Genomic DNA, 22828 nt, shown 5'->3' with positions numbered 1-22828 from the left:
GGGAGATGCCGGCAGGCAGAGGGGGGTAGCCGGATGCGCGACGCGTCCGGACTGCTATCAAACGACGGAGAACGAAACGAATGACCGAACAGCAGAAGGTCGCGCTGGTCACCGGCGCGGCGCGGGGCATCGGCCTCGCGACGGCGAAGCGTTTTCTGGAGGAGGGCTGGCGGGTCGCGCTGCTCGACGTCGACGGCGCGGCGCAGGAGGCGGCCGTCGCGGCGCTGGAACGGCCCGACGATACCTTGGCAATCACCGCCGACGTCGCCGATCCCGGTGCCGTGATGCGCTCGGTCGCAGCGGTCGAGGCGTCGTTCGGGCGGCTGGATGCGCTGGTCAACAATGCCGGCACCGCCGTCTTCAAGCCTCTGCTCGAGACCACCCACGACGAGTGGCAGCGGGTGCTCGCCGTCAATCTCGGGGGGCCGTTCCTGATGACAAACGCTTGTGCGCCTGTGATGGCCAAGACCGGCGGCGGGGCGATCGTCAACATCACCTCGATCTCCGGCTTCCGCGCCTCCACCCTGCGCGTCGCCTACGGCACCTCCAAGGCCGGTCTGAAGCACCTGACCAAGCAGCAGGCGGTGGAGCTCGCCCATCTCGGTATCCGCGTCAACGCCGTCGCGCCCGGCCCGGTCGAGACGGCGATGGCGAAAGCGGTCCACAGCGACGCCATCCGCGCCGACTATCGCGATACGATCCCGCTGGAACGCTACGGCCTCGAAGAGGAGCTCGCCGACGCGATCTTCTATCTCTGCTCGCCGCGCGCGAGCTACGTCACCGGCCAGATCCTCGGCGTGGACGGCGGCTTCGATGCCGCCGGCATCGGCCTGCCGACCATGCGGCGCGAAATGCGGGGCGCCTGACCCGCGGGGGGCGGGATGCGCCGCTCCTTGCGCCTACGGTGATCACGTCAGCGACGTCTTTCGCTCCGTCTGCGGCAGGATCGACGACGCAGAAGTTGCGAAGCCGGATGTTGCGCGTCATGAATTGGGCGAGGGCAGAAGCAGCGCCGCGTCCCAGCCCGCGGACCGCGGAGGATGAGCCACCGCGGCCGAGGCAACGGCTTTGCCCTCGAAGGAGTGACGGATATGTGGATGATTCCGCTGACCGTCGTGCTTAGGGTCGAGAGGACCCGGACCGGCTGGGCTGTCGAGATCCGGGTCCAACTTCTCCACTAAGCACAGGGGGTCGGAGTTAGCGCTCCGGCTCCCGCTCCCCGAATATAATCCAACTCTGCCGGATCGACAACTCGGGGTTCGCCTTCAGCTTGCACTTGGGGTCGCTTCCCGTGCGGACGATCGCGCAGCGACGCCCCACGCGACGAGCGCCTGCCGCATTCTTCTGATAGTCTCGCCCGATGACCGACGCATCTTCCGACGGCTCGCCGGAGCCGGAATTCACCACCGCCTTCGACCCCCGATATGGCCGCGCCGTCGAGGTTTCGCCCGGCATCCTGCGGGTGACGGCGAACAATCCCTCGCCTTTCACCTTCGCCGGGACGAACAGCTATGTCGTCGGGGACGATGGCCGCTGCTTCGTCGTCGATCCGGGGCCGCCGGACGATGCGCATCTCGCCGCTTTGATCGCCGCCGTCGGTGGCAGGCCGGTCGATGCCGTCGTGCTCACCCACGCCCATGCCGACCATTCGGCGCTGGCGAACGAATTCTCCTCGCGGGTCTCCGCGCCGCTCTACGGCGCGCGGCCGGCCGCCGTCGCCGAGGACGGTGCGGTCACCCGTGTCGATGCGCCTGTCGAAGGCGGCATCGCCTATCGCCGCCATCTCGAAGACGGCGAGACGCTGCGCCTCGGCGGCTTTGACGTCGAGGTCGTGGCGACGCCCGGACACGCCTCGGATCACGTGGCGCTGGCGCTCACCGGCTCGGACGTCCTCCTGTCAGGCGATCACGTCATGGCCTGGTCGACCAGCGTCGTCGCGCCGCCGGACGGGGCGATGGGCGACTACATGGCCTCCCTGCAGAAGCTGCTCGGCCGGCCGGAGAGCCGGTATCTGCCGGGGCATGGCGGGCCGGTGGAGCGGCCGGGCCGGTTCGTCCGGGGGCTGATCCACCATCGGCGCATGCGCGAGGCGGCGATCGTCGGACGGCTCGAGGCCGGCGACGAGACGATCCCGGCCATCGTCGCGGCGATTTATCCCGGCCTGGATGCGCGGCTGTCCGGCGCCGCCAGCCTGTCGGTGCTGGCGCATCTCATGGAACTCGAAAGGCAGGGGACGGTGAGGGAAGACACTGCCGGCCCGGGCGCAGCAGGCGAGCGCGTCTACCGTCTCGCCGCCGGGGAATGACGAAGCCGCCCGAACGCGTGACGTGCTCGAAGGGTCCGTGCGCCGGCGCCTTGCCCGGCATGGCCGGAGCTGCCTGGTTCAGGGGGAGGTCGACACCTGGCCGGTGAGGGCCTCGTCGAGATCGGCGAACAGGCCTTCCAGGAAGCGGCGGTTCTGGCCGAAGTCGACCTCCATCTCCCGCGACGTCGAGCGGGCGTCGACAAAGGTCTCGTTGCCGTCCTCGACCACGCGGATGGTCACCGTGCTCGGCAGGCCGAGGAGGAAATCGCGCGCCGTCGCCTCGATCGTGTACTGGTCGCTGTCGCGCGTTCCGACGAGATCGGCGGCGCTGAGCTGCTCGGCCTGTTCGCGGAAGGTCGGGAGCGGCACGTCCACCGTCCCGCTGACGCCGAGATCGCCGGTTTCCTTCACGCTTTCCTGGTCGTTCGGATCACCGAGGGCGACGTCGTCGACCTTCCACTTCTTGTCGGCGAGGACGAGGCGGACGGCCTTGTAGATTTCCGGCGCGGCGGCGAGATAGCGCCGGCCTGTGACGACGCTCGGCGGATCCTCGGCGCTGATCGCCCGCTGCCAGCGCGGCGCCGGGTGGCTCGGCGAATTGATCACGCCGGCGACGGCGTCGGGTTCCATGCCCTCCGTATAGGCGAGATTGGCCCGGGGATTTTCGGCCGCGAGCCAGGCGGCGAGGGCGAAGGGCGCGAGGGCGACGAGCGAGAGCGCGAAGGCCGCGATCGCCCGGCCGCCGCCGATAAGACCCGAGAACCAGACCCGCACGAGGCCGTAGACGGCGATCAGGAAGGCTGCCGCCGCCATCACGGCCGCGACGAGCAGGAGGCCCGCCAGGCCCTGCGGGTCGATGCCGCCGAGGCGGAAGACGGCAAAGCCGGCGGCGACGACGACGATCGCGAGCAGCGCCAGCCAGCGGGCGAAGCCAGCCAGCTTCAGCCGCTTGTGGAGATAATGGCCGCTGACCGGCAGATTGCCGAATGCCATCGTCATCGGATGAGCCCGTCGAATTTCATGACGGCCATCTTAGGGCATGATCCCGATCGGTGGGAACCGGTTTTTCCGTCGCGGCTGCGCGCCGATGCCGAGACGGTTCCGGCGACGATGCGGCCTCGTCCGGCCGGGTGCCGCCGGAACCCTCGAAGCGACCGGCCAACCGGCATCACGAGACCCGGCTCGCCGAAGCTCAGGCGGTCGGCAGGACGTAGTTCCGGAAGTCTTCCCGGAGCGCCGTCTTGCGGATCTTGCCGGCCGCCGTGTGGGGGATCTCGTCGACGAAGACGACGTCGTCCGGCATCCACCATTTGGCGATCTTGCCGTCGAGAAAGCCGAGCACGTCGTCCCTCGTCGGGTCGCGGCCCTCCCGCCTGACGCAGACGAGCAGCGGCCGCTCGTCCCATTTGGGGTGGGACAGGCCGATGACCGCCGCCTCGGCGACGTCCGGATGGCCGACGGCGACGTTCTCGATCTCGATCGAGGAGATCCACTCGCCGCCGGACTTGATGACGTCCTTCGCCCGGTCGGTGATCTTCATGTAGCCGTGCTGGTCGATATGGGCGACGTCGCCGGTGTCGAACCACCCTTCGCCGTCGAAGAGTTCGGCCCCCTGGTCCTTGTAGTAGGCCTTCGCCACGGCGGGGCCGCGCACCTTCAGCCGGCCGAAGGTCTTGCCGTCGCGCGGCAGCGTCCGGTTCTCGTCGTCGGTCACCTTCATCTCGACGCCGAAAGGCGGGAAGCCCTGCGTCTCCTCGACGGCGAGGAGATCGTCGCCGGTGAGGTCGGCATATTCGGGCTTGATGGCACAGAGCGTTCCGAGCGGGCTCATCTCGGTCATGCCCCAGGCGTGGACCACCTGCGCGCCATAGCGGTTCTGGAAGGCCTCGATCACCCGGCGCGGGCAGGCCGAGCCGCCGATGATGACGCGCTGAAGGTCCGGCAGTTCGCCCCCGTGTGCCTCGAGATGCTGGAGCAGCATCAGCCAGACGGTCGGCACCGCCGCGGTGCAGGTCACCCGCTCTTCTGTGAGCAGCTGATAGACCGAGGCGCCATCCATCCTCGGGCCGGGCATGACCAGAGCCGCGCCGGTCATCGGCGTCGTCAGGGCGATGCCCCAGCCATTGGCATGGAAGAACGGCACGATCGGCAGCATGCGCGAGGCGGAGGCGATGTTCATCGCGTCCGGCGCCTGGGCCATCATCGAATGCAGGACGTTGGAGCGATGAGAATAGACGACGCCCTTCGGATTGCCCGTCGTGCCGGAGGTGTAGCACATGCCGGCGGCGGTGTTCTCGTCGAACTCCTTCCAGGCGAAGTCGCCGTCGGCCTCCTTCAGCCATTCCTCGTAGGCGACGGCCCCGGGAAGCTTCGTCTCGGGCATGTGCTCGGCATCGGTGAGAACGACGACCTTCTTCAGGCTCGGAACGTTCGGCGCCAGCGCCTCGACCAGCGGCAGGAAGGTCAGGTCGACGAAGAGCAGCCTGTCCTCGGCATCGTTCATGATCCAGGCGAGCTGCTCCGGGAAAAGGCGCGGATTGAGGGTGTGATAGATCGCGCCGACGCCCATGATGCCGTACCAGCATTCCAGATGGCGCCAGGTGTTCCAGGCCATGGTGGCGATGCGGTCGCCGAGGCCGTAGCCTTCGCGCTCCAGCAACTGGGCGATCTTCAGCGCCCGCTGGCGCACCTCGCGATAGTTGGTCCGGTGCATCGGCCCTTCGACCGAGCGGCTGACGACCTCGCGCAGCGGATGCTCGTTCGCCGCATGGTCGATCACCTTCGAGCAGAGGAGCGGCCAGTCCTGCATCAGTCCGCGCATCCGTAAGTCCTCCCCGTTCGGTGCGGGGCTCTCCCGGCCCCGCTTCTCCTTCCGGCAGAGTGGGGGCAATTGCAGCGCCTTGTAAAGTCGCGCTCCGGTGGACAAAGTTTGGACACCTCCCGCCGTCACAACCGCGTCAAGGGTCGAAAAACACGAGGGGTTCGACATGCAGATGAATCAAGCCGTCGAGACCGATCCGTTCGAGGCCGGCGAAGGCGTCGAGGCGGTCGAGTTCGAGCTGGCACTCGGGACGAGCGACCTCGGCGAGGTCGCATTTGCCGACTGCGTCCGGCAAGCCGCGGAGATGATCGGCGGCGAATTCCTCTTCGCCATGCCGACGGACGGGTCCTTCGAGGACGCCATCGAGATCGCCGCGATCCACATGGGCGAGGCGGGCGAAAGCCGGGGGCGGGTGTTCTTCGCCGTGCTCAACGCCGAAGGCGACGCGATCCGGGTGGCCGATCGCGAGGAAGTCGGCGATCGCTTCCACGGCTTCGCGCGGGCCTTCGTCGGCGTCCTGTCGCGCATCCGCGACGAGATGCCGTCCTTCGGCCAGATGGAGCCGGAAGGCGAGGCCTGAGGCGAGCTGGTCGTTCCGGGCGGCGATTGCCGTCCGGCGACGCTACCAGCGCAGGAGCCGGCTGCCGACGCCGGCCCCGCCGACGACGAGGATCGCCGTCGCCAGCGGATACCAGACGGCGACGAAGAGTGGCGAATCGTCGGGACAGTGGGCGGCGTAGAAGATGGCGGAAATCCCTGCGGCAGCGAGTCCGGCGACGGCGCCAGAGAGGGCCGGCCGGGTCGGCGCCTGATCAGAGAGCGCATACAGGAACAGGGCGAGGACGGGCGCTCCCATCGTCGGAATGGCGATCAGACAGTTCCGCGCATTCTGGCCGACGGCTCGCTCCGCCCATGCGGCTTCGGGCACCACGAGAAGTTCGACGACGACCGCGGCGAGAAGCATCAGCGTCGGCAATGCCAGCCACTTCAGCCGGTACGCGACCGGGCGTGCCGGCCGGGCGAGGGCGGCGAGAAGGGCGAGCGCGGTCACCGCGAGAAGCCCCGTCACGACGAACTTCATGTCGAAGCGGACCGTCGCGAGCGATGCCACGAAATTCGCCCGCGGGCCGAGCATCGGCATGAAGACCGCAAGGGCGACGAACGGTGCCAGCGCGACCGCGAGCCAGAGCGGCAACGTGAATTGGTTTTTGGGGCGGGTCGCCTGGCTCGCCAGATCCGCGATCAACTGATCCGTCTGCATCAATCTCTTCCGAATTTCCTGGCGATCGCCGAGAGCCCCCGGTGAAACGCCACCCTGACCGCCCCCTCGCTCATATCGAGTTCGCGGGCGGTCTGGCTGATCGACTTGCCCTCGACCGACAGTGCCGAGACCACAGCCCGCTGCCGTCCGCCGAGCGAGGCGACCGCCCGGCTGACGTCCTGGGCGATCGCGGTCGGCGCGCCAGCGGGATCCTCGAACACGTCGCCCATCCCGGCGATGTCGATCTCGATCCGCTTGCCCCGCCGCCGATAGGCGTCGATCGCCTTGTAACGCGCGATGGCGAAGAGCCACGGTCCCACCGGCTCGCCCGGTCGCCAGGTGTGGCGCTTGGCGTGGACCGCCAGGAGGATCTCCTGGACGAGATCTTCCAGGTCGAAACCCGCCGAATGGCGCGGCATGCGCTGCGCCGCAAAGCGGCGGACGATCGTCGCCGCATCGGTCAGGAAGGCTCGATAGGCACGCTCGTCACCCGCCAGCGCGCGCCGCAGGAGGTCGTCGAGCCCCTGAAGCTTTGACGGAGAGGCAGGCTGCATGGGGTTTCTTTCGAAGCAGTCCGGGTCTTCGTTTCAACCATGCAGAAATTTTTTCGCCGCGACATCTCGGCGCGTTCACATGGGCGTGAGTTCGCGCGGCGTCGCAGGCGCCGTGCCGAACCGGGGTGCCACAGCCGTCGCGGGCCGGCGGAAACCGACCGCGCGAACGACCGACGGCTCGACCCGGCCGCCGGGCTGCGCCGGCGGCCCGTGAGAGATGGTTTTCAGAGAAGCTTCTTCGGATCCCAGCCGACGGCCTCGAGGCTGCTCTTTGCCGGGGTCGGATCCGACGTGAGCATCAGTCCGTGCAGATCGGCGGTGACGTCGGCCTTGCCGCGGCCGAGGGCGGCAATCACCTTGTCGTCCTTGACGTAGAAGGCGGTGTAGCTGCCCGCCGCCAGATCCCCCTCGATGTGGCATTCGTCGTAGACCTTGGCGTGGCCGACATAGTGGATCGGGCCGTATTGCGCGGACCAGAAGAACGGCACGCCGGTGAAGGGGGTGGTGTCGCCCAGCATCGCGCGGGCGGCGTGGCGCCCGTGCTGCTCGGCGACCCGCCAATGTTCGATCCGGGTGGCATAGCCCCGCCCGTGCAGCGGGACCTTCGCGACGTCCCCGCCGGCGAAGAGGCTCGCATCGACGGACAGGTCTGGGCCGACCTCGACGCCGCCCGCGGCCTCTGCCGCCTCGCCGAAGATCGACAGCCGCGGCCTGGCGCCGACGGCGATCAGCACCATGTCGGCCGGCACTTCCTCGCCGCTCGAAAGATGCACCGCGCTCACATGGCCGCGCTTTTCCTCGATCGCCGCGACGCCGGTGTTGGTCTTGACGGTGACGCCCTTGGCGCGGTGCTGGCCGACGATCTGCCCGGCGACGGCCTCGCCCCACTTGCTCTCGAAGGGCAGCGTCTCCTGCGAGACGACCGTCACGGTCTTGCCGTTCGAAACGAAGCCGGCGGCCGCTTCCATGCCGATGAAGCCCGAGCCGACGATGACGACGTTCTGCGCGGCTTCGGCCGCCTTCTTCAACCGCCTGGCATCGTCGTGGGTGCGCAGCGTATGGACGTTCGGTAGATCGGCGTTGTCGAGGGGAAGAGTGGCGGAGGCGCTGCCCGGCGCGGCGAAGCAGCGGTCGTAGACGAGGCCCTCGCCGACGCCGTCCTTGCCGGCAAAATGGATCGTCCGGTTCGCCGCATCGATCCGCTCGACCCGTTCGGTGATCCGCTCGACGCCGATCGCATCGAGGCCGCCGGCGCCGACGAGGGGAAGATCGTCGTCGGAGGTCTTGCCCGCCAGATAGGTCTTCGACAGGGCCGTGCGGTCGTAGGGCGTCTCGCCGTCGTCGGAAAACATCACGATGCGCCCGTCGAAGCCTCGGCGCACCAGTTCCTGCGCACAGGCGAGCCCGGCCGCGCCGCCGCCGACGATGGCGAAGATCCGGTTGCCGCCCGCCTTGCGCGCTGCCGGCTCGACCTCCGGCCGGTGTTCGCCGGCCCCTTCCGGCAGTTCCACGAGGACGCGGCCATCGACGACGGCGGTTTCGAAGCGGGCGAGGCAGCCCTGACCGGGCGGTTCGATGTGATCGCCCGTCGACAGATCGAAATTGGCGTGATGCCAGGGACAGATGATGCGGTTTCCGATGCGCGTGCCGTTCTTGAGCGGCGCGCCCTTGTGGGTGCAGTGGGCCCCGGTGGCGAGCACCCGGTCGCCATCGCGGGCGAGGAGGATCTTCAGCCCTCCGGCCTCGACCTCGTGAAGGCCGTTCTCGGAAAGGTCGGAAAAAGCGGCGACGTCGTGTTGCATCGAACCGGTCCTGTCTGTCTGGAATGGTTCGAAGCCAACGGCGCCGATGCAAGGGAGTTCCACCGACCGGGATGCACCGCGGCGCATGAAAAAGGCGAGCCGCCGAAGCCACTCGCCTTTCGGTCTCGACCTTCGAATGTGCCTCAGACGTAGGCGCCCGCGCGCACCAGCACCGGGGTGCCGACCTTGACCCGACCGTAGAGGTCGATGATGTCCTGATTCATGAAGCGGATGCAGCCCGACGAATCGTTGGTGCCGATCGTCCAGTATTCCGGCGATCCGTGCAGGCGGTAGAGGGTGTCGCGATTGCCCTGATAGAGATACATCGCCCGCGCGCCGAGCGGGTTCATGATGCCGCCGGGCATGCCGCCGGCATATTCCGCGAGATCGGGCTTTCGTTCGATCATCTCGCGCGGCGGGGTCCAGGTCGGCCAGATCTTCTTGGCCCGGACGTCCGCGCGGCCGCTCCAGCCGAAGCCCTCGCGACCGACGCCGACGCCGTAGCGCATCGCACGCCCGCCGGGCATCACGTAGTAGGCGAATTTCGCGTCGGTATCGACGACGATCGTGCCGGGCTTTTCGCCGGTCGGATCGGCGACTTCGCGGCGGAGAAACTGTTCGGGAACGCGGTTGAGGTTGACGGCCGGGATCACCTCGCCATTGTCGACCATCTGGCCGTACATGGTCCTGTAATGCGGGCTTCCGTAGCTACCGCCACCCGAAAATGCGGTGAGAGATGCGATGCGGGCCCTCGATGAACTCGAACAGCCGGAGGCCGCGGCCAGTGCCCCGACGCCGGCGATCGAAAGGAAGCCGCGCCGCGACAGGGCACGATCGTTGTTTGCGCTCATTCTTCCAGCCTGATTCTTCTTGTTGGGATCTCGGCCATCGTAGGACCGAGCCGTTAGGAATTCATTGTACACCAACGGTCGTCGAGCCGGGGCGGTTCCACGATCACAGACCGTTGAAATCGCAGGCTTTGGCGCAGTGTGGCATGAATGCCATGACGGCGGGCAGGGTCGGCATCCGCAGGACCGACGACGCGCCTTCCGGAGCGAGTGGAACGCGCTGCTTTCGCTCGCAGCATCAGATCCGGGCGGACAGGGTTTTGAGGTCGGGCAGGATCGCGTCGGGCGCAAGGTCGAGATATTCGTCCGGCTCGCCCCTGCGGTTGATCCAGACGCTGTGGAAGCCGAAGCGTCTCGCGCCGGCGACGTCCCAGCGGTTCGACGACTGGAACGAGACGGCATCCGGATAGATGCGGAAATGCGTCGTCACCATCTCGTAGACGGCGGGCGCCGTCTTGTAGGTGCCGCAGTCCTCGGCCGAGAATATCTCGTCGACCAGGGTTTCGAGCCCGGCGGAGCGGACCGCCCTCGACAGCATGTCGCGCGAACCGTTGGAGAGGATCGCGACGCGCGCCTCGCGTTCCTTCAGCGCCCGCAGCGTCGCGGGGACTTCCTCGTAGCAGTCGAGATCGCGATAGGCCTCGATGAGCGGCTCGCGAAGTTTCGGATCGACCCCGGCGACCTTTTCGAACGCGTAGTCGAGGGCGTCCTCGGTCAGCTGCCAGAAATTCCGGCTGTCGTCGCCCATCAGCCCACGGACCCAGGAATATTCGAGCTGCTTGCGCCGCCACACCTCGGCGAGCTCTCTGCCGGCCGGGCCGATGCGCCCGGCATGCTTGGCGACGGCCGCGCCGGTGTCGAACAGGGTTCCGTAGGCATCGAAGACATAGACCGAATGCAAGGCGACGTCCCTTTTCGGGGTGGCGGCGGGAGATACGGCCCGAAAGATGGTGCAGGCGCCGCCCGTCGCCTAGGCATCGTGATTGAAAAGTCTCGCCGCCGGCGCTAGGCCGGGCCATGGCCCCGGCGCCCATCGTCGCCGACGCGGTCTTGCGCGCGACGCCTTCTCGACGTTAGCGCCGCCGCGTGATGGGCCGAGAGGAGAAATTTCGATGTCGCATGCGTCCAACGCCGCGGAGCTTCGCACCCGCACCTTCGTCGACGGTACATGGCACGAGGGCAGCCCGGCGCTGGTCGGGCCGAAGAGCCACGTCATGTGGATGGCCTCTTCGGTGTTCGACGGGGCCCGCTGGTTCGACGGCGTCGCCCCCGATCTCGACCGGCATTGCCGGCGCGTCAACCGTTCGGCCGAGGCGCTCGGCCTCAAGGCCACGGTCGCGGCCGAGGAGATCGAGGCGCTGGCGCGGCAGGGTCTCGAAGGCTTTTCCGGCGAGACGGCGGTCTACATCCGGCCGATGTACTGGGCCGAGGCCGGCGGCTACATGGGCGTCTCCGCCGATCCGGAGTCGACGCGCTTCTGCCTCTGCCTCTACGAGACGCCGATGCTCGAGCCGGCCGGCTTTTCGGTCACCGTCTCGCCGTTCCGCCGGCCGACGCCGGAGACGATGCCGACCCTCGCCAAGGCCGGCTGCCTCTACCCGAACAACGCCCGGGCGATCCTCGAAGCCAGGGATCGCGGTTTCGACAATGCCCTCGTACTCGACATGCTCGGCAACGTCGCCGAGACCGGCACGTCGAACGTCTTCTGCGTCAAGGACGGCATCGTTTATACTCCCGTCCCGAACGGCTGCTTCCTGAACGGCATCACCCGCCAGCGGGTGATCGCGCTGCTGCGCGAGGCCGGCCGCGAGGTGGTCGAGAAAAGCCTCAGCGTCGCCGAGTTCATGGCCGCCGACGAAATCTTCTCGACGGGCAATCATTCCAAGGTCGTGCCGATCAGCCGCATCGAGGGCCGCGAACTGCAGCCCGGGTCGGTCTATCGGCAAGCACGCGAGGCCTACATGGCCTTTGCGCGCAAAGGCGCCTGAAGCGTTTGCGGGCGGACGTCCGGTCCTCGACGACGCGACGTCCGAAGTGCTCACGGCCGGCCGGTGGGCGGTGGACGGACAGGCATCGCCACCTATGTTTTCCTTCAAAGCGGATGGCCGTCGGCGACGGTGCTCCGCCAGGACCAATCACATCAGAAGGAGACGACGATGGCTTTCGAATTGCCCGAGCTTCCCTATGCCTATGACGCGCTGGGCCCGTACATGTCGAAGGAAACTCTCGAGTTCCACCACGACAAGCATCACCAGGCCTATGTCACGAAGGGCAACGAGCTGGCGGAAAAGGCCGGCATGGCCGATCTTCCGCTGGAGGAGATCGTCAAGAAGTCCTACGGCACCGACCAGGCGCTGTTCAACAACGCCGGCCAGCACTACAACCACATCCACTTCTGGAAGTGGATGAAGCCGAATGGCGGCGGCAAGAGCCTGCCCGGCAAGCTGCAGACCGCCTTCGACAGCGATCTCGGCGGCTACGACAAGTTCAAGGCGGATTTCGAGGCGGCCGGGGCCGGCCAGTTCGGCTCGGGCTGGGCCTGGGTCGCGGTCAAGAACGGCAAGCTCGAAATCATGAAGACGCCGAACGGCGAAAACCCGCTCGTCCACGGGGCGACGCCCATCCTCGGCGTCGACGTGTGGGAGCACTCCTATTACATCGACTATCGCAACGCCCGTCCGAAGTACCTGTCGGCCTTCGTCGACAGTCTCGTCAACTGGGACTATGTCCTCGAATGCTACGAGAAGGCGGCCGGCTGACCGGCGCCCTCGGCCCTTCCCGCGGCGCCAGCCGCTGCGGGGACGCGAAATGCGATGAGACCCGATCCGCCCCGGCAGCCGTGCCGGGGCGGTTTTCGTTCGTCCCGCTGATAAAACGGCTCTCTGATAAACCTGTTTGTGACCGTCGGATCGTCGTCAGGCCGTTGCCCGAGACTGGAACTGTTCCAGCTTCAACCGGGTCCGCGCCGATTGCGGCGATCTATCAAGGAGCCTCCACATGACCGACTGCCGCCCCTTGGGCCTTGCCGTTCTCGCCCTTTGTGGCGCAGCACTCGTCGCCGGGCCCGCCCTTGCCCAGAATCTCGAGGCGATCAAGGCGCGCCAGGAGCTGATGGAAGACAACGGCAAGGCCGCCAAGGCCGCCGGCGCGATCCTCAAGGGCGAGGCGGAATTCTCGGCCGAAAAGGCGACCGAGATCTTCACGCAGATGCACGAGGTCTCGGTGAAATTCGGTGACTACTTCCCCGAGGATTCCAAGACCGGCGGCAAGACCGAGGCGGCCCCCGCCATCTGGGAGAAGCCGGATGAGTTCGAGGCCGCCCTCGCCAAGTATCAGGAAGACACGAAAGCCGCGATGGACGCGGCTCCGCAAGACGTCGACGCCTTCAAGCAGGCCTTCGGCAAGGTCGCCCAGAACTGCAAGGGCTGCCACGAGGACTTCCGCATCGACGACGATTGAGGTCGAGACCCTCTGCGCGGAAGCCCCTCTTCGGGCCGGTCATCAGCCGGCCCGCTTTCGTCTCGATGACCCTTGCCCGTGGGGGGGCGACCTTCGGCCGCCCGGTCCGGTGTGCAAACACCACTCGTGGCTGGCCCCGCGCCTCTCGTCGACGGACTCAGCCGCAGCGGACGCCGGTGATCCGGTTCTCGGCGTTGGTCATGAGATTCAGCCGCCCGGCGACGAATTCCTGGGTGATCGGCTGGTTGGGGAAAAGGACGCGAACTTCCTCGGCGCCCGTCGCTTCCTTGGCCTGATCCGATGCGACGCTGGTGGCGAGCTGGCCGACCACGAAGCTGGCGGCCGAGGCGTTGCAGCTGCCGCCGGTGCCGGCCACCGGGGTGCCCACGCCGGGCTGCGGTCCCGCCGGCGTCAGACTCGGTTGTCCGCCGAGCGTCCCGACGCCGGCCGCAGGCAGCGCCGTTCCCGCCGCCGGCAGCGGCGTCGGTCGCCGCTCCGTGCTCGTGCAGGCGCCGCCCGCAAGGGCGATCGTGATGATGGCGGCGGTGGCAAGTGGTTTCGGCATGATGCCTCTCCTGTCGCGTCGCTTTCGGGTCGTATGGGTCTCTATCCGTTTCGTCTCGCGTCCGGCGACAGCAGGATCTGCGGCGCCGGCAGCGGTGCTTCGCCGTCATCTTCCAGGCGGAGCGGCGTCCGCCGGCGATAGGTCGCCTGGCCGTTGACCATCCTGACCTCGCCGTCGAGCACCATCTTCAGAGCGTGCGGATAAAGCCGGTGCTCGGCCCGCAGCAGCCGCTCGGCGAGCTTCTCCGCGGTATCCCCCGGCTCGACGGCGATCGCCGCCTGGGCGATGATCGGCCCCTCATCCATGCGCTCGGTGACGTAGTGAACCGTGCAGCCATGGATGCGCATGCCGGCGGAAAGCGCCCGCGCGTGGGTGTCGAGACCTGGAAACAGCGGCAGCAGGGACGGGTGGATGTTGATCATCCGGCCCTCGAAACGGCGCACGAAGTCGTCGGTCAGGAGCCGCATGTAGCCAGCGAGGCAGACGACGTCCGGCTGCGCCGCCTCGAGCACGTCGAGGACGGCCCGCTCGTGGGCTTCGCGGCTGTCATAGGCCTTCTGGTCGATGGCGTGGGCGGGGATGCCGTAGCGCCTCGCCGTCTCGAGGCCCGCGGCGTCCGGCCGGTTGGCGATCACCAGCTTCACCTCGCCGGGAAAATCCGGATCCATGCAGGCGGCGATGATCGCCCCCATGTTGGAACCGCGCCCCGAGATCAGCACCGCGATGCGTTTGCGCCCGGCCCGGCTCATCGTGCTGACGGCTCGCCGACGAAGGTGACGCCCTCGCCATGGCGCGGCACGAGGCGGCCGAGCGAGACGAGGCTCTCGCCCGCGCTTTGCAGCATGGCGGCGACGGAGGCCGCGTCGGCCTCGGCGACGACGACGATCATGCCGACGCCGCAATTGAAGGTGCGCAGCATCTCCGGCGTCGCGATGCCGCCGGTTCGCTGCAGCCAGGAAAACACCGGCGGCAGGGCGAGGGCGGAAAGATCGATTTCCGCGGCGAGATGATCGGGCAGGACGCGCGGGATGTTTTCGGGGAAGCCGCCGCCGGTGATGTGGGCGAGGGCCTTGATGCCGGCACCGCCGCGGATCGCCTGGAGCAGCGGCTTGACGTAGATCCGGGTGGGCTCGAGCAGCGCCTCGCCGAGGCTGCGACCGTCCTCGAAGGGAGCCGGATCGTCATAGGACAGGCCCGAGGTCTCGACGATGCGCCGGACCAGCGAGTAGCCGTTGGAGTGAACGCCGGAGGAGGCGAGGCCGAGGATCACGTCGCCGGCAGCCAGCAGCTCCGTCTGCGGCAGCAGGCCGCCGCGCTCGGCGGCGCCGACGGCAAAGCCGGCGAGATCGTAGTCGCCTTTCGCGTAGAGCCCCGGCATCTCCGCCGTCTCGCCGCCCAGAAGCGCGCAGCCGGCGATCCGGCAGCCCTCCGCGATACCTTTCACGACCGCCGCGCCCTCGGCCGGATCGAGATGGCCGGTGGCGTAATAGTCGAGGAACAGCAGCGGTTCGGCCCCCTGGACGACCAGGTCGTTCACGCACATGGCGACGAGATCGATGCCGATCGTCTCGTGCCGGCCGGTCTCGATGGCGATCTTCACCTTGGTGCCGACGCCGTCGTTCGCCGCCACGAGGATCGGATCCGAAAAGCCCGCCGCCCGAAGGTCGAACAGTCCGCCGAACCCGCCGATCTCGCCGTCCGCGCCGGACCGCGCCGTCGAACGCACGAGGGGTTTGATCCGCCGGACCATGTCGTTGCCCGCATCGATGTCGACGCCGGCGTCGCGATAGGTCAATGAATTGCGCTCGTCTGCCATCTCGTTCCGCGCCCCTTTCGACGGGAGTTGACACGATCGAAAGCTGCGAGCAAGACCCGCAGAATGGTCCAGGCATTCGCAAGCGGCGTTTCGGCAGCGGCCCATGGGGCCCGCTTCATGTCCCGGGGAGCGGAAAAGCTCGATCCGAAGGGGCGTCCGGCCTTCCCGTCGGCGATCGGTCGGGAGGCGGGAGGCGGGCGGTTTTCCCGGCGCGCCCGATGACCATCCCGAACCTCATCTCGATCGCCCGGCTGTTCGCCGTCCCGGTGATGATCTGGGCGCTGATCGACGGACGATTCGGCCTCGCCTTCGCGATTTTCGTCGTCGCCGGCATATCCGACGCGATCGACGGCGCGATCGCCCGGCATTTCGACCAGCAGTCGACGCTCGGCCTCTATCTCGATCCGATCGCCGACAAGGCCCTGCTCGCCGCCGTCTTCATCAGCCTCGGCGTCCTCGGGCGGCTGCCGGACTGGCTGGCGATCGCGGTCGTCAGCCGCGACGTCCTCATCGTCTCGGCCTTTCTGCTCTCCTACGTCATGGGATGGCCGATGGAGGTGCGCCCGCTCTTCGTCTCGAAGGCGACCACGGCGGCGCAGATCGTGCTCGCCGCGACCGTTCTCGGGGAAGCGGCGTTCGGGCTCGACCTCGGACTTGTCACCGATATTCTCCTCGCCGTGACGGTGATCTTGACCGTCGCCTCCGCGGCTGCCTATCTCCTCGACTGGCTCAGGCACATGGCCTCGCCGGGCGGGCCGGAGCGCCGGGACGGCTAGCGGGTCGGATGCGGCGTTCGCCGCGATCGCGAGGCAAGGCCGGGAGACGACCCTCGACTTCGAAAGCCGTGCCCGATTTCATACCCGGCGGATGTCCTCGGCATCGGACGTTCGCCGATCGGCGCATCCACTCCTTTGACGAACCCGAGCAGGACACGAGGGCCCATGACCGACCAGAGCGCGCTGATCAAGCGTCAGGTTCTGTTCTGGAGTATCGCGGCCTTCGTGGCGGTGCTGCTGCTCTGGCTGTTCTCCGGCATTCTCCTGCCCTTCGTCCTCGGCATGGTGATCGCCTATTTCCTCGATCCGGTGGCCGACTGGCTGGAGCGGCGGGGCTTCTCCCGGCTCTGGGCCTCGGTGCTCATCCTCGGCCTCTTCGCCGTGATCTTCGTCGGCGTCCTCGTCATTCTCGTGCCGGTCATCGCCGATCAGATCGGCGGCCTCGCCAGCCGCGTTCCCGAATATGTCGACCGGATCCAGTCGATCGTCGAGGGCGTCCGCTCCAGTTCGATCGGCTGGCTCCTGCCGCAGGGCGAGGCGAATCTGAAGCAGGATCTCGGAAAGCTGGTGAGCGAGGGATCGGGGATCATCACGTCCTTCATTTCCTCGCTCTGGTCGTCGTCGCTCGCCGTCGTCAATTTCGTCTCGCTCTTCGTCGTTACACCGGTCGTCGCCTTCTACATGCTGCTCGACTGGGACCGGATGGTCGAAAAGATCGACGACTGGGTGCCGCGCCAGCATGTCGGCACGGTGCGGCGGCTCTTCCGCGACATCGACCGCTCGGTCGCCGGTTTCCTGCGGGGGCAGGGGAGTCTCTGCCTCATCCTCGGCACCTTCTACGGCGTCGGCCTGTCGCTCGTCGGGCTGAATTTCGGCCTGCTCATCGGCCTTTTCGCCGGTCTCGTCTCCTTCATTCCCTATATCGGCTCGATCTCGGGACTGCTGCTTTCGGTCGGTGTCGCGCTGGTTCAGTTCTGGCCCGACTGGCCGTGGATCGTCGCCGTCGCGGCGATCTTCTTCATCGGCCAGTTTATCGAGGGCAACATCCTGCAGCCCAAGCTCGTCGGCGCCTCCGTCGGGCTGCATCCGGTCTGGCTGATGTTCGCACTTCTCGCCTTCGGCGCGATGTTCGGTTTCGTCGGACTGCTGATCGCGGTTCCCTCGGCCGCCGCCGTCGGCGTCCTCGTCCGTTTCGCACTCACCCAGTATCTGCAGAGCGCGATGTATTTCGGCCGCGAACCGACCCATGAGGAGGCCGTGATGATCGACAACGACATCGTGCCGCCGGCGCTTCCCCCGAGGCCGGGGCCCGGCGGAGCGGTTCGAGGCGGGTGATGGCGAGGCAGCTGCCGCTCGATCTTCCGCACCGCCCGTCCCATTCGCGGGACGACCTCGTCGTCTCGGGGGCGAACCGCCTGGCGGTCGAGGCGGTGGATGCCTGGCCCTCATGGCCCCACCCGGTGCTCTTCGTCTCGGGTCCGCCGGGGTCGGGCAAGAGCCATCTCGCCGCGGTCTGGGCGGGGCAGGCGGGCGCCGTCCGGGCGGACCGCGTCGGCGTCGGGTCGATCCTTTCGGAAAGCGGCTTTCGCGCCGTCGTCGACGACGCCGATCGCGGCGCCCTCGACGAACCCGCGCTGTTCGCTCTGGTTAACGCCGCCCGGCTCGGCGGCGGGTCGCTGCTCCTGACCGGCCGGATCGCGCCCGCGGCGATCCCCTTCGCGACGCCGGACCTGCGCTCGCGCCTTGCCGCCGCGACGACCGTCAGCCTCGGGGCGCCCGACGACGCGCTGCTCACCGGCGTTTTGGCAAAGCTCTTCGCCGACCGGCAGATCGAGGTCGAGGCGGCGGCGCTCGGCTACCTGGTCGCCCGGATGGAGCGCTCGCTCGACGCGGCCCGGCGCATCGTCGCGGCGATCGACCGGGAGGCGCTGGCCGAAAAGCGGCGGGTCTCGCGGCCGCTGCTTCGCCGCGTTCTGGGCGAGGAGGGCTGGCTTTCGGATTGAAGATCCCATGTCATCATGATGTCTTTCGCCGTCGCTAGGCGAGGAAGGTATCACGGAGACGAGGCGATGAACGAACACGGCGGTAGCGGGACGTCCGGCGGCAAGGCGGCGGCCGGCAACGGCAACGGCGGCGCCCCGGCGCAGGCGGCGCCGGCGAACGGCGCCGCCGCGGCCGATGTGGTGGACACAGCCGAGGCCCTCGTCGCCGAGGCGGCGATGATCCTCGCCGACGTTCCGCCGAGCGATCAGCCTGCACGTATCACCGAGGTGGCTCCGGACCTGCCGGCCGACCGCTACATCAACCGCGAACTCTCCTGGCTGCAGTTCAACCGCCGCGTTCTCGAGGAATCGCAGAACGAGAACCATCCGCTGCTGGAGCGCGTGCGGTTCCTGTCGATCTCGGCCGACAATCTCGACGAATTCTTCATGGTGCGCGTCGCCGGCCTCGCCGGCCAGGTGCGCGAAAAACTGCCCGTGCGCTCGATCGACGGGCTGACGCCGCAGGAACAGCTCGATCGCATCCTGGAGGAGGTCAGCCGGCTGCAGAGCGAGCAGCAGGCCTCGCTGGCGGATCTGGTGAAGGCGCTGCGGACCGAGAAGATCATGATCGTCGGCGCCGGCGATCTGAAGGGCAAGGATCGCGCCTGGCTGCAGAAGCTCTTCGAGGAGCGGATCTTCCCCATCCTGACCCCGCTGTCGGTCGATCCGGCCCATCCGTTTCCCTTCATCCCGAATCTCGGCTTCTCGATCGCCCTGTCTCTGGTGCGCGAACGCGATTCCGCCGGCATGAACGCATTGTTGCGCCTGCCGGTCGCCCTGCAGCGCTTCATCGAGATGCCGGTGACGGATGCGGGCGTCGCGCGGCTCGTGCCAATCGAGAGCGTCGTCGCCCTGTTCATCGGCAAGCTCTTCCCCGGTTACCGGGTGAAGGGATCCGGCACCTTCCGCATCATCCGCGACAGCGACATCGAGGTCGAGGAAGAGGCCGAAGATCTCGTCCGGCTGTTCGAGAGCGCCCTGAAGCGGCGCCGGCGCGGCTCGGTGATCCGCATCGAGTTCGATTCGGTGATGCCGGAGACCCTGCGCAATTTCGTCGCCGCCGAGCTGGAGGTGCCGGAATCACGTATCTCGGTGATGGACGGCATGCTCGCCCTCGATTCGATGTCGCAGCTCACCAAGCTGCCGCGCGACGATCTGAAGTTCTCCCCATACATTCCGCGCTTTCCCGAACGGATACGGGAGCACAACGGCGACTGCTTCGCGGCGATCCGGGAAAAGGACATCATCGTCCACCACCCCTACGAGTCCTTCGACGTGGTGGTCCAGTTCGTGCGCCAGGCGGCGGCCGATCCCAACGTCATCGCCATCAAGCAGACGCTCTACCGCACCTCGAACGACTCGCCGATCGTGCGCGCCCTGATCGACGCGGCGGAGGCCGGCAAGTCGGTGACGGCGCTGATCGAACTGAAGGCGCGCTTCGACGAGGAGGCGAACATCCGCTGGGCCCGCGACATGGAACGGGCGGGCGTGCAGGTGGTGTTCGGCTTCATCGAGAAGAAGACCCACGCCAAGCTGTCGCTGATCATCCGCCGGGAAGAAGGCCGGCTGGTCAGCTTCTGCCACATCGGCACCGGCAACTACCATCCGATCACCGCGAAGATCTACACGGACCTGTCCTACTTCACCGCCGACCCGGCGATCGCCCACGACGTCGGCCTCGTCTTCAACTACATCACCGGCTATGCCGAGCCGTCCGAGGTGAAGCGGCTCGCCGTCTCGCCGGTGACGATGCGCTCGAAGATCGTCGGCCACATCGAGGACGAGATCGCCCATGTGAAGGCCGGGCGGCCCGGCCAGATCTGGATGAAGATGAACTCGCTGGTCGACGGCGCGGTGATCGACGCGCTCTATCGGGCGAGCCAGGCGGGCGTCGAGATCGATCTCGTGGTGCGCGGCATCTGCTGCCTGATGCCGCGGGTGCCCGGCCTTTCGGACAACATCCGCGTCAAGTCGATCGTCGGCCGCTTTCTGGAGCACAGCCGGATCTTCTGCTACGGCAACGGCCACGGCCTGCCGTCGGAGCAGGCGATCGTCTATCTCGGCTCGGCCGACATGATGCCGCGCAATCTCGATCGGCGCGTCGAGGTGCTCGTGCCGATCACCAACGCGACCGTCCACAGCCAGGTCCTTTCGCAGATCATGCTGGGCAATATTCTTGACAACCAGCAGAGCTGGTCGGTAGCTGCGGACGGGTCTTCGCGTCGCATCGTCGCGTCGCCGGGGGAACACCCTTTCAATGCCCAACGTTACTTCATGACCAACCCCAGCTTGTCGGGCCGGGGCAAAGCGCTGAAGACGGATGCTCCAAGACTCATCGCAAGACAAAAGGCCGAGCACGGCCGCTTCGACTGAGCTTCCCGCTCTCGGCCGCCTGCCTGGAGCAAAGCCCGTCGCCGTCATCGACATCGGTTCGAATTCGGTTCGTCTGGTGATCTACGAGGGCCTGGCGCGTTCGCTCACCGTGCTGTTCAACGAGAAGGTCCTGAGCGGTCTCGGCAAGGGGCTGGCCCAGACCGGCCGGCTCGACGGCCCGGCGGTGGAGAGCGCGCTGGCGGCGTTGCGCCGCTTCGCCCTCCTCGCCAAGCAGGCGGGGGTGGAGGACGTCTATCCCATCGCCACGGCTGCCGCCCGCGAAGCGCAGAACGGGCCGGAGTTCATCCGGGCCGCCGAGGCCGCGCTCGGCCGCGAAATCACCATCCTTTCGGGATCCGACGAGGCCAATGGGGCGGCACACGGGGTGCTCGCCGGCTTCCACAGGCCGGAAGGCATCGTCGGCGATCTCGGCGGCGGCAGCCTCGAACTGATCGAGTTGACGGGCGGGGGGCTCGGCGTCGGCATCACCACGCCGCTCGGCGGGCTCCGTCTGCGCGACCTCTCCGGCGGCGATCTCGCCAAGGCCCAGAGCATCGCCGACAGCCACGTCTCCTCCTCGAGCCTTGCCGGCAGAGGAGAGGGCAAGCCGTTCTACGCCGTCGGCGGCACCTGGCGGAACCTCGCCAAGCTGCACATGGAGCAGCAGGGCTATCCGCTGCACGTGATGCACGCCTACGAGATCCCGACCGCGGGGCTCGACGGCTTCCTCGATGCCGTCGTGAAATCCGATCCGGAAAAGCTGCCCGGCATCGCGGCGGTGTCGAAATCCCGGCGGGCGCTCCTCGCCTTCGGCGCCGTGGCCCTGCGAAGCGTCGTCCGCTTCGTCAAGCCGGAGAAGATCGTGCTGTCGGCTCTCGGCCTGCGGGAAGGCTTTCTCTACGACAAGCTGAGCGACGAGGAGCGCGCCAAGGATCCGCTGCTGGAAAGCGCCCTCGAACTCGCGATCCTGCGCTCGCGCTCGCCCCAGCATGCGCGCGAGATGGTCGACTGGAGCCGCCGCAGCTTCGAGGCGCTCGGCATCGACGAGACGCCGGAGGAGGAGCGCCTGCGCGTCGCCGCTTGCCTTCTCGCCGACATCGGCTGGCGCGCCCATCCGGACTATCGCGGCAAACAGGCGCTGTCGATCATCGCCCATGCGGCGATGCCGGCGGTGGACCACCGGGGCCGGGCCTTTCTCGGCCTCACCAATTTCTACCGCCACGAGGGCAGCCTCGAACAGCAGCACATCCCCGAGCTCGAAAGCCTCGCCGGCGAACGCCTGCTCAAGCGCGCCCAGATCCTCGCACTCCTGTTCCGCGTGACCTACCTTCTGACCGCGTCGATGCCGGGCGTCCTCGATCAGTTCAAATGGCTGCAGGATCCGCGCGGCGGCTTCACCCTGGCGATCCCGGCGGCTCTCGCCGATCTCATCGGCGAACGGCCGGAGGGCCGGCTGCAGCAGTTCGCCAAGGTCGTCGGCCAGGCGCTGCGCATCGAGGCGCGGTGACGCCGAGCGTCTGCGCGGGCGCCGGGCGGGCACGGGAACGAAAGGCGATGCCATGAAGACGATCGAGCTGTCCCCGACGGACACGATCCCCAACGGCCCGCTGCCGCTTCTCGTCCTGCCGGGGGCGATCGCGGCAGACGAGACCGAGCCCGACGCGGTGATGGCGCGGCTCGAGGCGAACGGCTGGCAGGGCACCTGGGTCTACACGGTCTTCGACTACTGGCACTATCACGTCGAGGGCCACGAGGTTCTCGCCTGCGTTTCGGGCGAGGCGACGGTCGGCTTCGGCGGCGAGGGTGGGGCGGAGATCGCGATGAAGCCCGGCGACGTCGTGATCATTCCGGCCGGCGTCGGCCACAAGCGGCTTTCCGGCGATGCCGGTTTTCAGGTCGTCGGCGCCTATCCTCCCGGTCAGAACGGCGCCGTCACCAGGGCGGGCGACATGGCGATCGACGCGGCCGAGCGGGCGATCGCCCGCCTGTCGCTGCCCGACCGCGACCCCGTCAGCGGCGAGGCGCCGGGCGCGATTGCCGCCTGGCGGGGCTGAGGGCCGGACGCAGGAGGGTGGGCGGGCCGAGAGCGGCGCTGCCGGCAAGGTCTCGCTCGTTCGGCAAAAGGCGCGATGGTGCGTCCGCCTTCGCGGCATCGCGCGCCGCGACTGTCCGGTCGGGAAAAAACATGCGGGAGAAGGGCAGTTTT

Annotated in this window: 22 protein-coding genes; 12 read left to right on the top strand and 10 right to left on the bottom strand. The window is 67.8% G+C overall.

Annotated elements, in window-relative coordinates:
• The first annotated feature begins 80 nt into the window (after positions 1-80).
• Complete coding sequence (locus tag LZD57_RS13910) at positions 81-866, top strand: SDR family NAD(P)-dependent oxidoreductase (RefSeq protein WP_233720084.1); 786 nt, start codon at positions 81-83, stop codon at positions 864-866.
• A 494-nt stretch (positions 867-1360) separates the two neighbouring features.
• Positions 1361-2305, top strand: coding sequence for an MBL fold metallo-hydrolase (locus LZD57_RS13905; RefSeq protein ID WP_233720083.1), 945 nt, complete (start codon positions 1361-1363; stop codon positions 2303-2305).
• Positions 2306-2383: 78 nt separating this feature from the next.
• On the opposite strand, the gene LZD57_RS13900 is transcribed toward LZD57_RS13905, so the two are convergent.
• Positions 2384-3304, bottom strand: coding sequence for a DUF1499 domain-containing protein (locus LZD57_RS13900; RefSeq protein WP_233720082.1), 921 nt, complete (start codon positions 3302-3304; stop codon positions 2384-2386).
• Between the two features lie 193 nt (positions 3305-3497).
• The gene (locus LZD57_RS13895; RefSeq protein ID WP_233720081.1) at positions 3498-5126 is read right to left on the bottom strand and encodes a long-chain-fatty-acid--CoA ligase; all 1629 of its coding nucleotides are present in this window, start codon (positions 5124-5126) and stop codon (positions 3498-3500) included.
• Between the two features lie 166 nt (positions 5127-5292).
• On the opposite strand from LZD57_RS13895, the gene LZD57_RS13890 reads away from it, so the two are divergent.
• The gene (locus tag LZD57_RS13890) at positions 5293-5706 is read left to right on the top strand and encodes a hypothetical protein (RefSeq protein WP_233720080.1); all 414 of its coding nucleotides are present in this window, start codon (positions 5293-5295) and stop codon (positions 5704-5706) included.
• Positions 5707-5748: 42 nt separating this feature from the next.
• Here LZD57_RS13890 and LZD57_RS13885 read toward each other — a convergent pair whose 3' ends face one another.
• From LZD57_RS13885 to LZD57_RS13865, 5 genes are all read right to left on the bottom strand, one after another.
• Positions 5749-6387: an NrsF family protein gene (locus LZD57_RS13885; protein ID WP_233720079.1), complete on the bottom strand. Its 639-nt coding sequence runs from the start codon at positions 6385-6387 to the stop codon at positions 5749-5751.
• Positions 6387-6941, bottom strand: a complete 555-nt coding sequence (locus LZD57_RS13880; RefSeq protein ID WP_233720078.1) for a sigma-70 family RNA polymerase sigma factor — start codon at positions 6939-6941, stop codon at positions 6387-6389. The genes LZD57_RS13885 and LZD57_RS13880 overlap by 1 nt, the downstream gene beginning before the upstream one ends.
• A gap of 224 nt (positions 6942-7165) precedes the next feature.
• Positions 7166-8743 carry an FAD-dependent oxidoreductase gene (locus LZD57_RS13875; protein ID WP_233720077.1) on the bottom strand — a complete coding sequence of 526 codons (1578 nt, stop codon included), beginning with the start codon at positions 8741-8743 and terminating at the stop codon, positions 7166-7168.
• Between the two features lie 143 nt (positions 8744-8886).
• Positions 8887-9594 (bottom strand): L,D-transpeptidase, encoded by a 708-nt coding sequence (locus tag LZD57_RS13870; RefSeq protein ID WP_233720076.1) that lies wholly within the window; start codon positions 9592-9594, stop codon positions 8887-8889.
• A gap of 235 nt (positions 9595-9829) precedes the next feature.
• The gene (locus LZD57_RS13865) at positions 9830-10492 is read right to left on the bottom strand and encodes a haloacid dehalogenase type II (protein ID WP_233720075.1); all 663 of its coding nucleotides are present in this window, start codon (positions 10490-10492) and stop codon (positions 9830-9832) included.
• A 211-nt stretch (positions 10493-10703) separates the two neighbouring features.
• On the opposite strand from LZD57_RS13865, the gene LZD57_RS13860 reads away from it, so the two are divergent.
• The 3 genes from LZD57_RS13860 (at position 10704) to LZD57_RS13850 (ending at position 13050) form a co-directional block, all read left to right on the top strand.
• Positions 10704-11579 (top strand): branched-chain amino acid aminotransferase, encoded by an 876-nt coding sequence (locus LZD57_RS13860; RefSeq protein ID WP_233720074.1) that lies wholly within the window; start codon positions 10704-10706, stop codon positions 11577-11579.
• A 168-nt stretch (positions 11580-11747) separates the two neighbouring features.
• A complete protein-coding gene (locus LZD57_RS13855) occupies positions 11748-12350 on the top strand; it encodes a superoxide dismutase (protein ID WP_233720073.1) in 603 nt (200 codons plus the stop codon).
• A 238-nt stretch (positions 12351-12588) separates the two neighbouring features.
• Positions 12589-13050 carry a c-type cytochrome gene (locus tag LZD57_RS13850; protein ID WP_233720072.1) on the top strand — a complete coding sequence of 154 codons (462 nt, stop codon included), beginning with the start codon at positions 12589-12591 and terminating at the stop codon, positions 13048-13050.
• A gap of 157 nt (positions 13051-13207) precedes the next feature.
• On the opposite strand, the gene LZD57_RS13845 is transcribed toward LZD57_RS13850, so the two are convergent.
• Genes LZD57_RS13845 through purM form a run of 3 tightly spaced genes read right to left on the bottom strand, consistent with a single transcriptional unit; the run spans position 13208 to position 15431 of the window.
• Positions 13208-13615: an I78 family peptidase inhibitor gene (locus LZD57_RS13845; protein WP_233720071.1), complete on the bottom strand. Its 408-nt coding sequence runs from the start codon at positions 13613-13615 to the stop codon at positions 13208-13210.
• Positions 13616-13656: 41 nt separating this feature from the next.
• Entirely contained in the window at positions 13657-14364 is a 708-nt protein-coding gene (gene purN, locus LZD57_RS13840) for a phosphoribosylglycinamide formyltransferase (RefSeq protein WP_233720070.1), read from the bottom strand.
• Positions 14361-15431 (bottom strand): phosphoribosylformylglycinamidine cyclo-ligase, encoded by a 1071-nt coding sequence (purM, locus tag LZD57_RS13835; RefSeq protein WP_233720069.1) that lies wholly within the window; start codon positions 15429-15431, stop codon positions 14361-14363. The genes purN and purM overlap by 4 nt, the downstream gene beginning before the upstream one ends.
• Before the next feature lie 218 nt (positions 15432-15649).
• Between purM and LZD57_RS13830 the strand changes: the two genes are divergently transcribed.
• The 6 genes from LZD57_RS13830 (at position 15650) to LZD57_RS13805 (ending at position 22676) form a co-directional block, all read left to right on the top strand.
• Positions 15650-16207: a CDP-alcohol phosphatidyltransferase family protein gene (locus LZD57_RS13830; RefSeq protein ID WP_233720068.1), complete on the top strand. Its 558-nt coding sequence runs from the start codon at positions 15650-15652 to the stop codon at positions 16205-16207.
• A gap of 165 nt (positions 16208-16372) precedes the next feature.
• Positions 16373-17542 (top strand): AI-2E family transporter, encoded by a 1170-nt coding sequence (locus LZD57_RS13825; protein WP_233720067.1) that lies wholly within the window; start codon positions 16373-16375, stop codon positions 17540-17542.
• Positions 17542-18210 carry an HdaA/DnaA family protein gene (locus LZD57_RS13820; RefSeq protein ID WP_233720066.1) on the top strand — a complete coding sequence of 223 codons (669 nt, stop codon included), beginning with the start codon at positions 17542-17544 and terminating at the stop codon, positions 18208-18210. The genes LZD57_RS13825 and LZD57_RS13820 overlap by 1 nt, the downstream gene beginning before the upstream one ends.
• 216 nt (positions 18211-18426) lie before the next feature.
• Positions 18427-20622 (top strand): RNA degradosome polyphosphate kinase, encoded by a 2196-nt coding sequence (locus LZD57_RS13815; protein ID WP_420844813.1) that lies wholly within the window; start codon positions 18427-18429, stop codon positions 20620-20622.
• Positions 20570-22129, top strand: a complete 1560-nt coding sequence (locus LZD57_RS13810; RefSeq protein WP_233720064.1) for a Ppx/GppA family phosphatase — start codon at positions 20570-20572, stop codon at positions 22127-22129. Before LZD57_RS13815 ends, LZD57_RS13810 begins: the two co-directional genes overlap by 53 nt.
• Positions 22130-22181: 52 nt before the next feature.
• Positions 22182-22676 (top strand): cupin domain-containing protein, encoded by a 495-nt coding sequence (locus LZD57_RS13805; RefSeq protein WP_233720063.1) that lies wholly within the window; start codon positions 22182-22184, stop codon positions 22674-22676.
• The last annotated feature ends 152 nt before the right edge of the window (positions 22677-22828 follow it).

The organism is Jiella avicenniae (assembly GCF_021390325.1).
Classification (GTDB): Bacteria; Pseudomonadota; Alphaproteobacteria; order Rhizobiales; family Rhizobiaceae; genus Jiella; species Jiella avicenniae.
The sequence above is the reverse complement of the archived record's forward strand: the minus strand, read 5'-3'. Positions and strand labels throughout refer to the sequence as shown.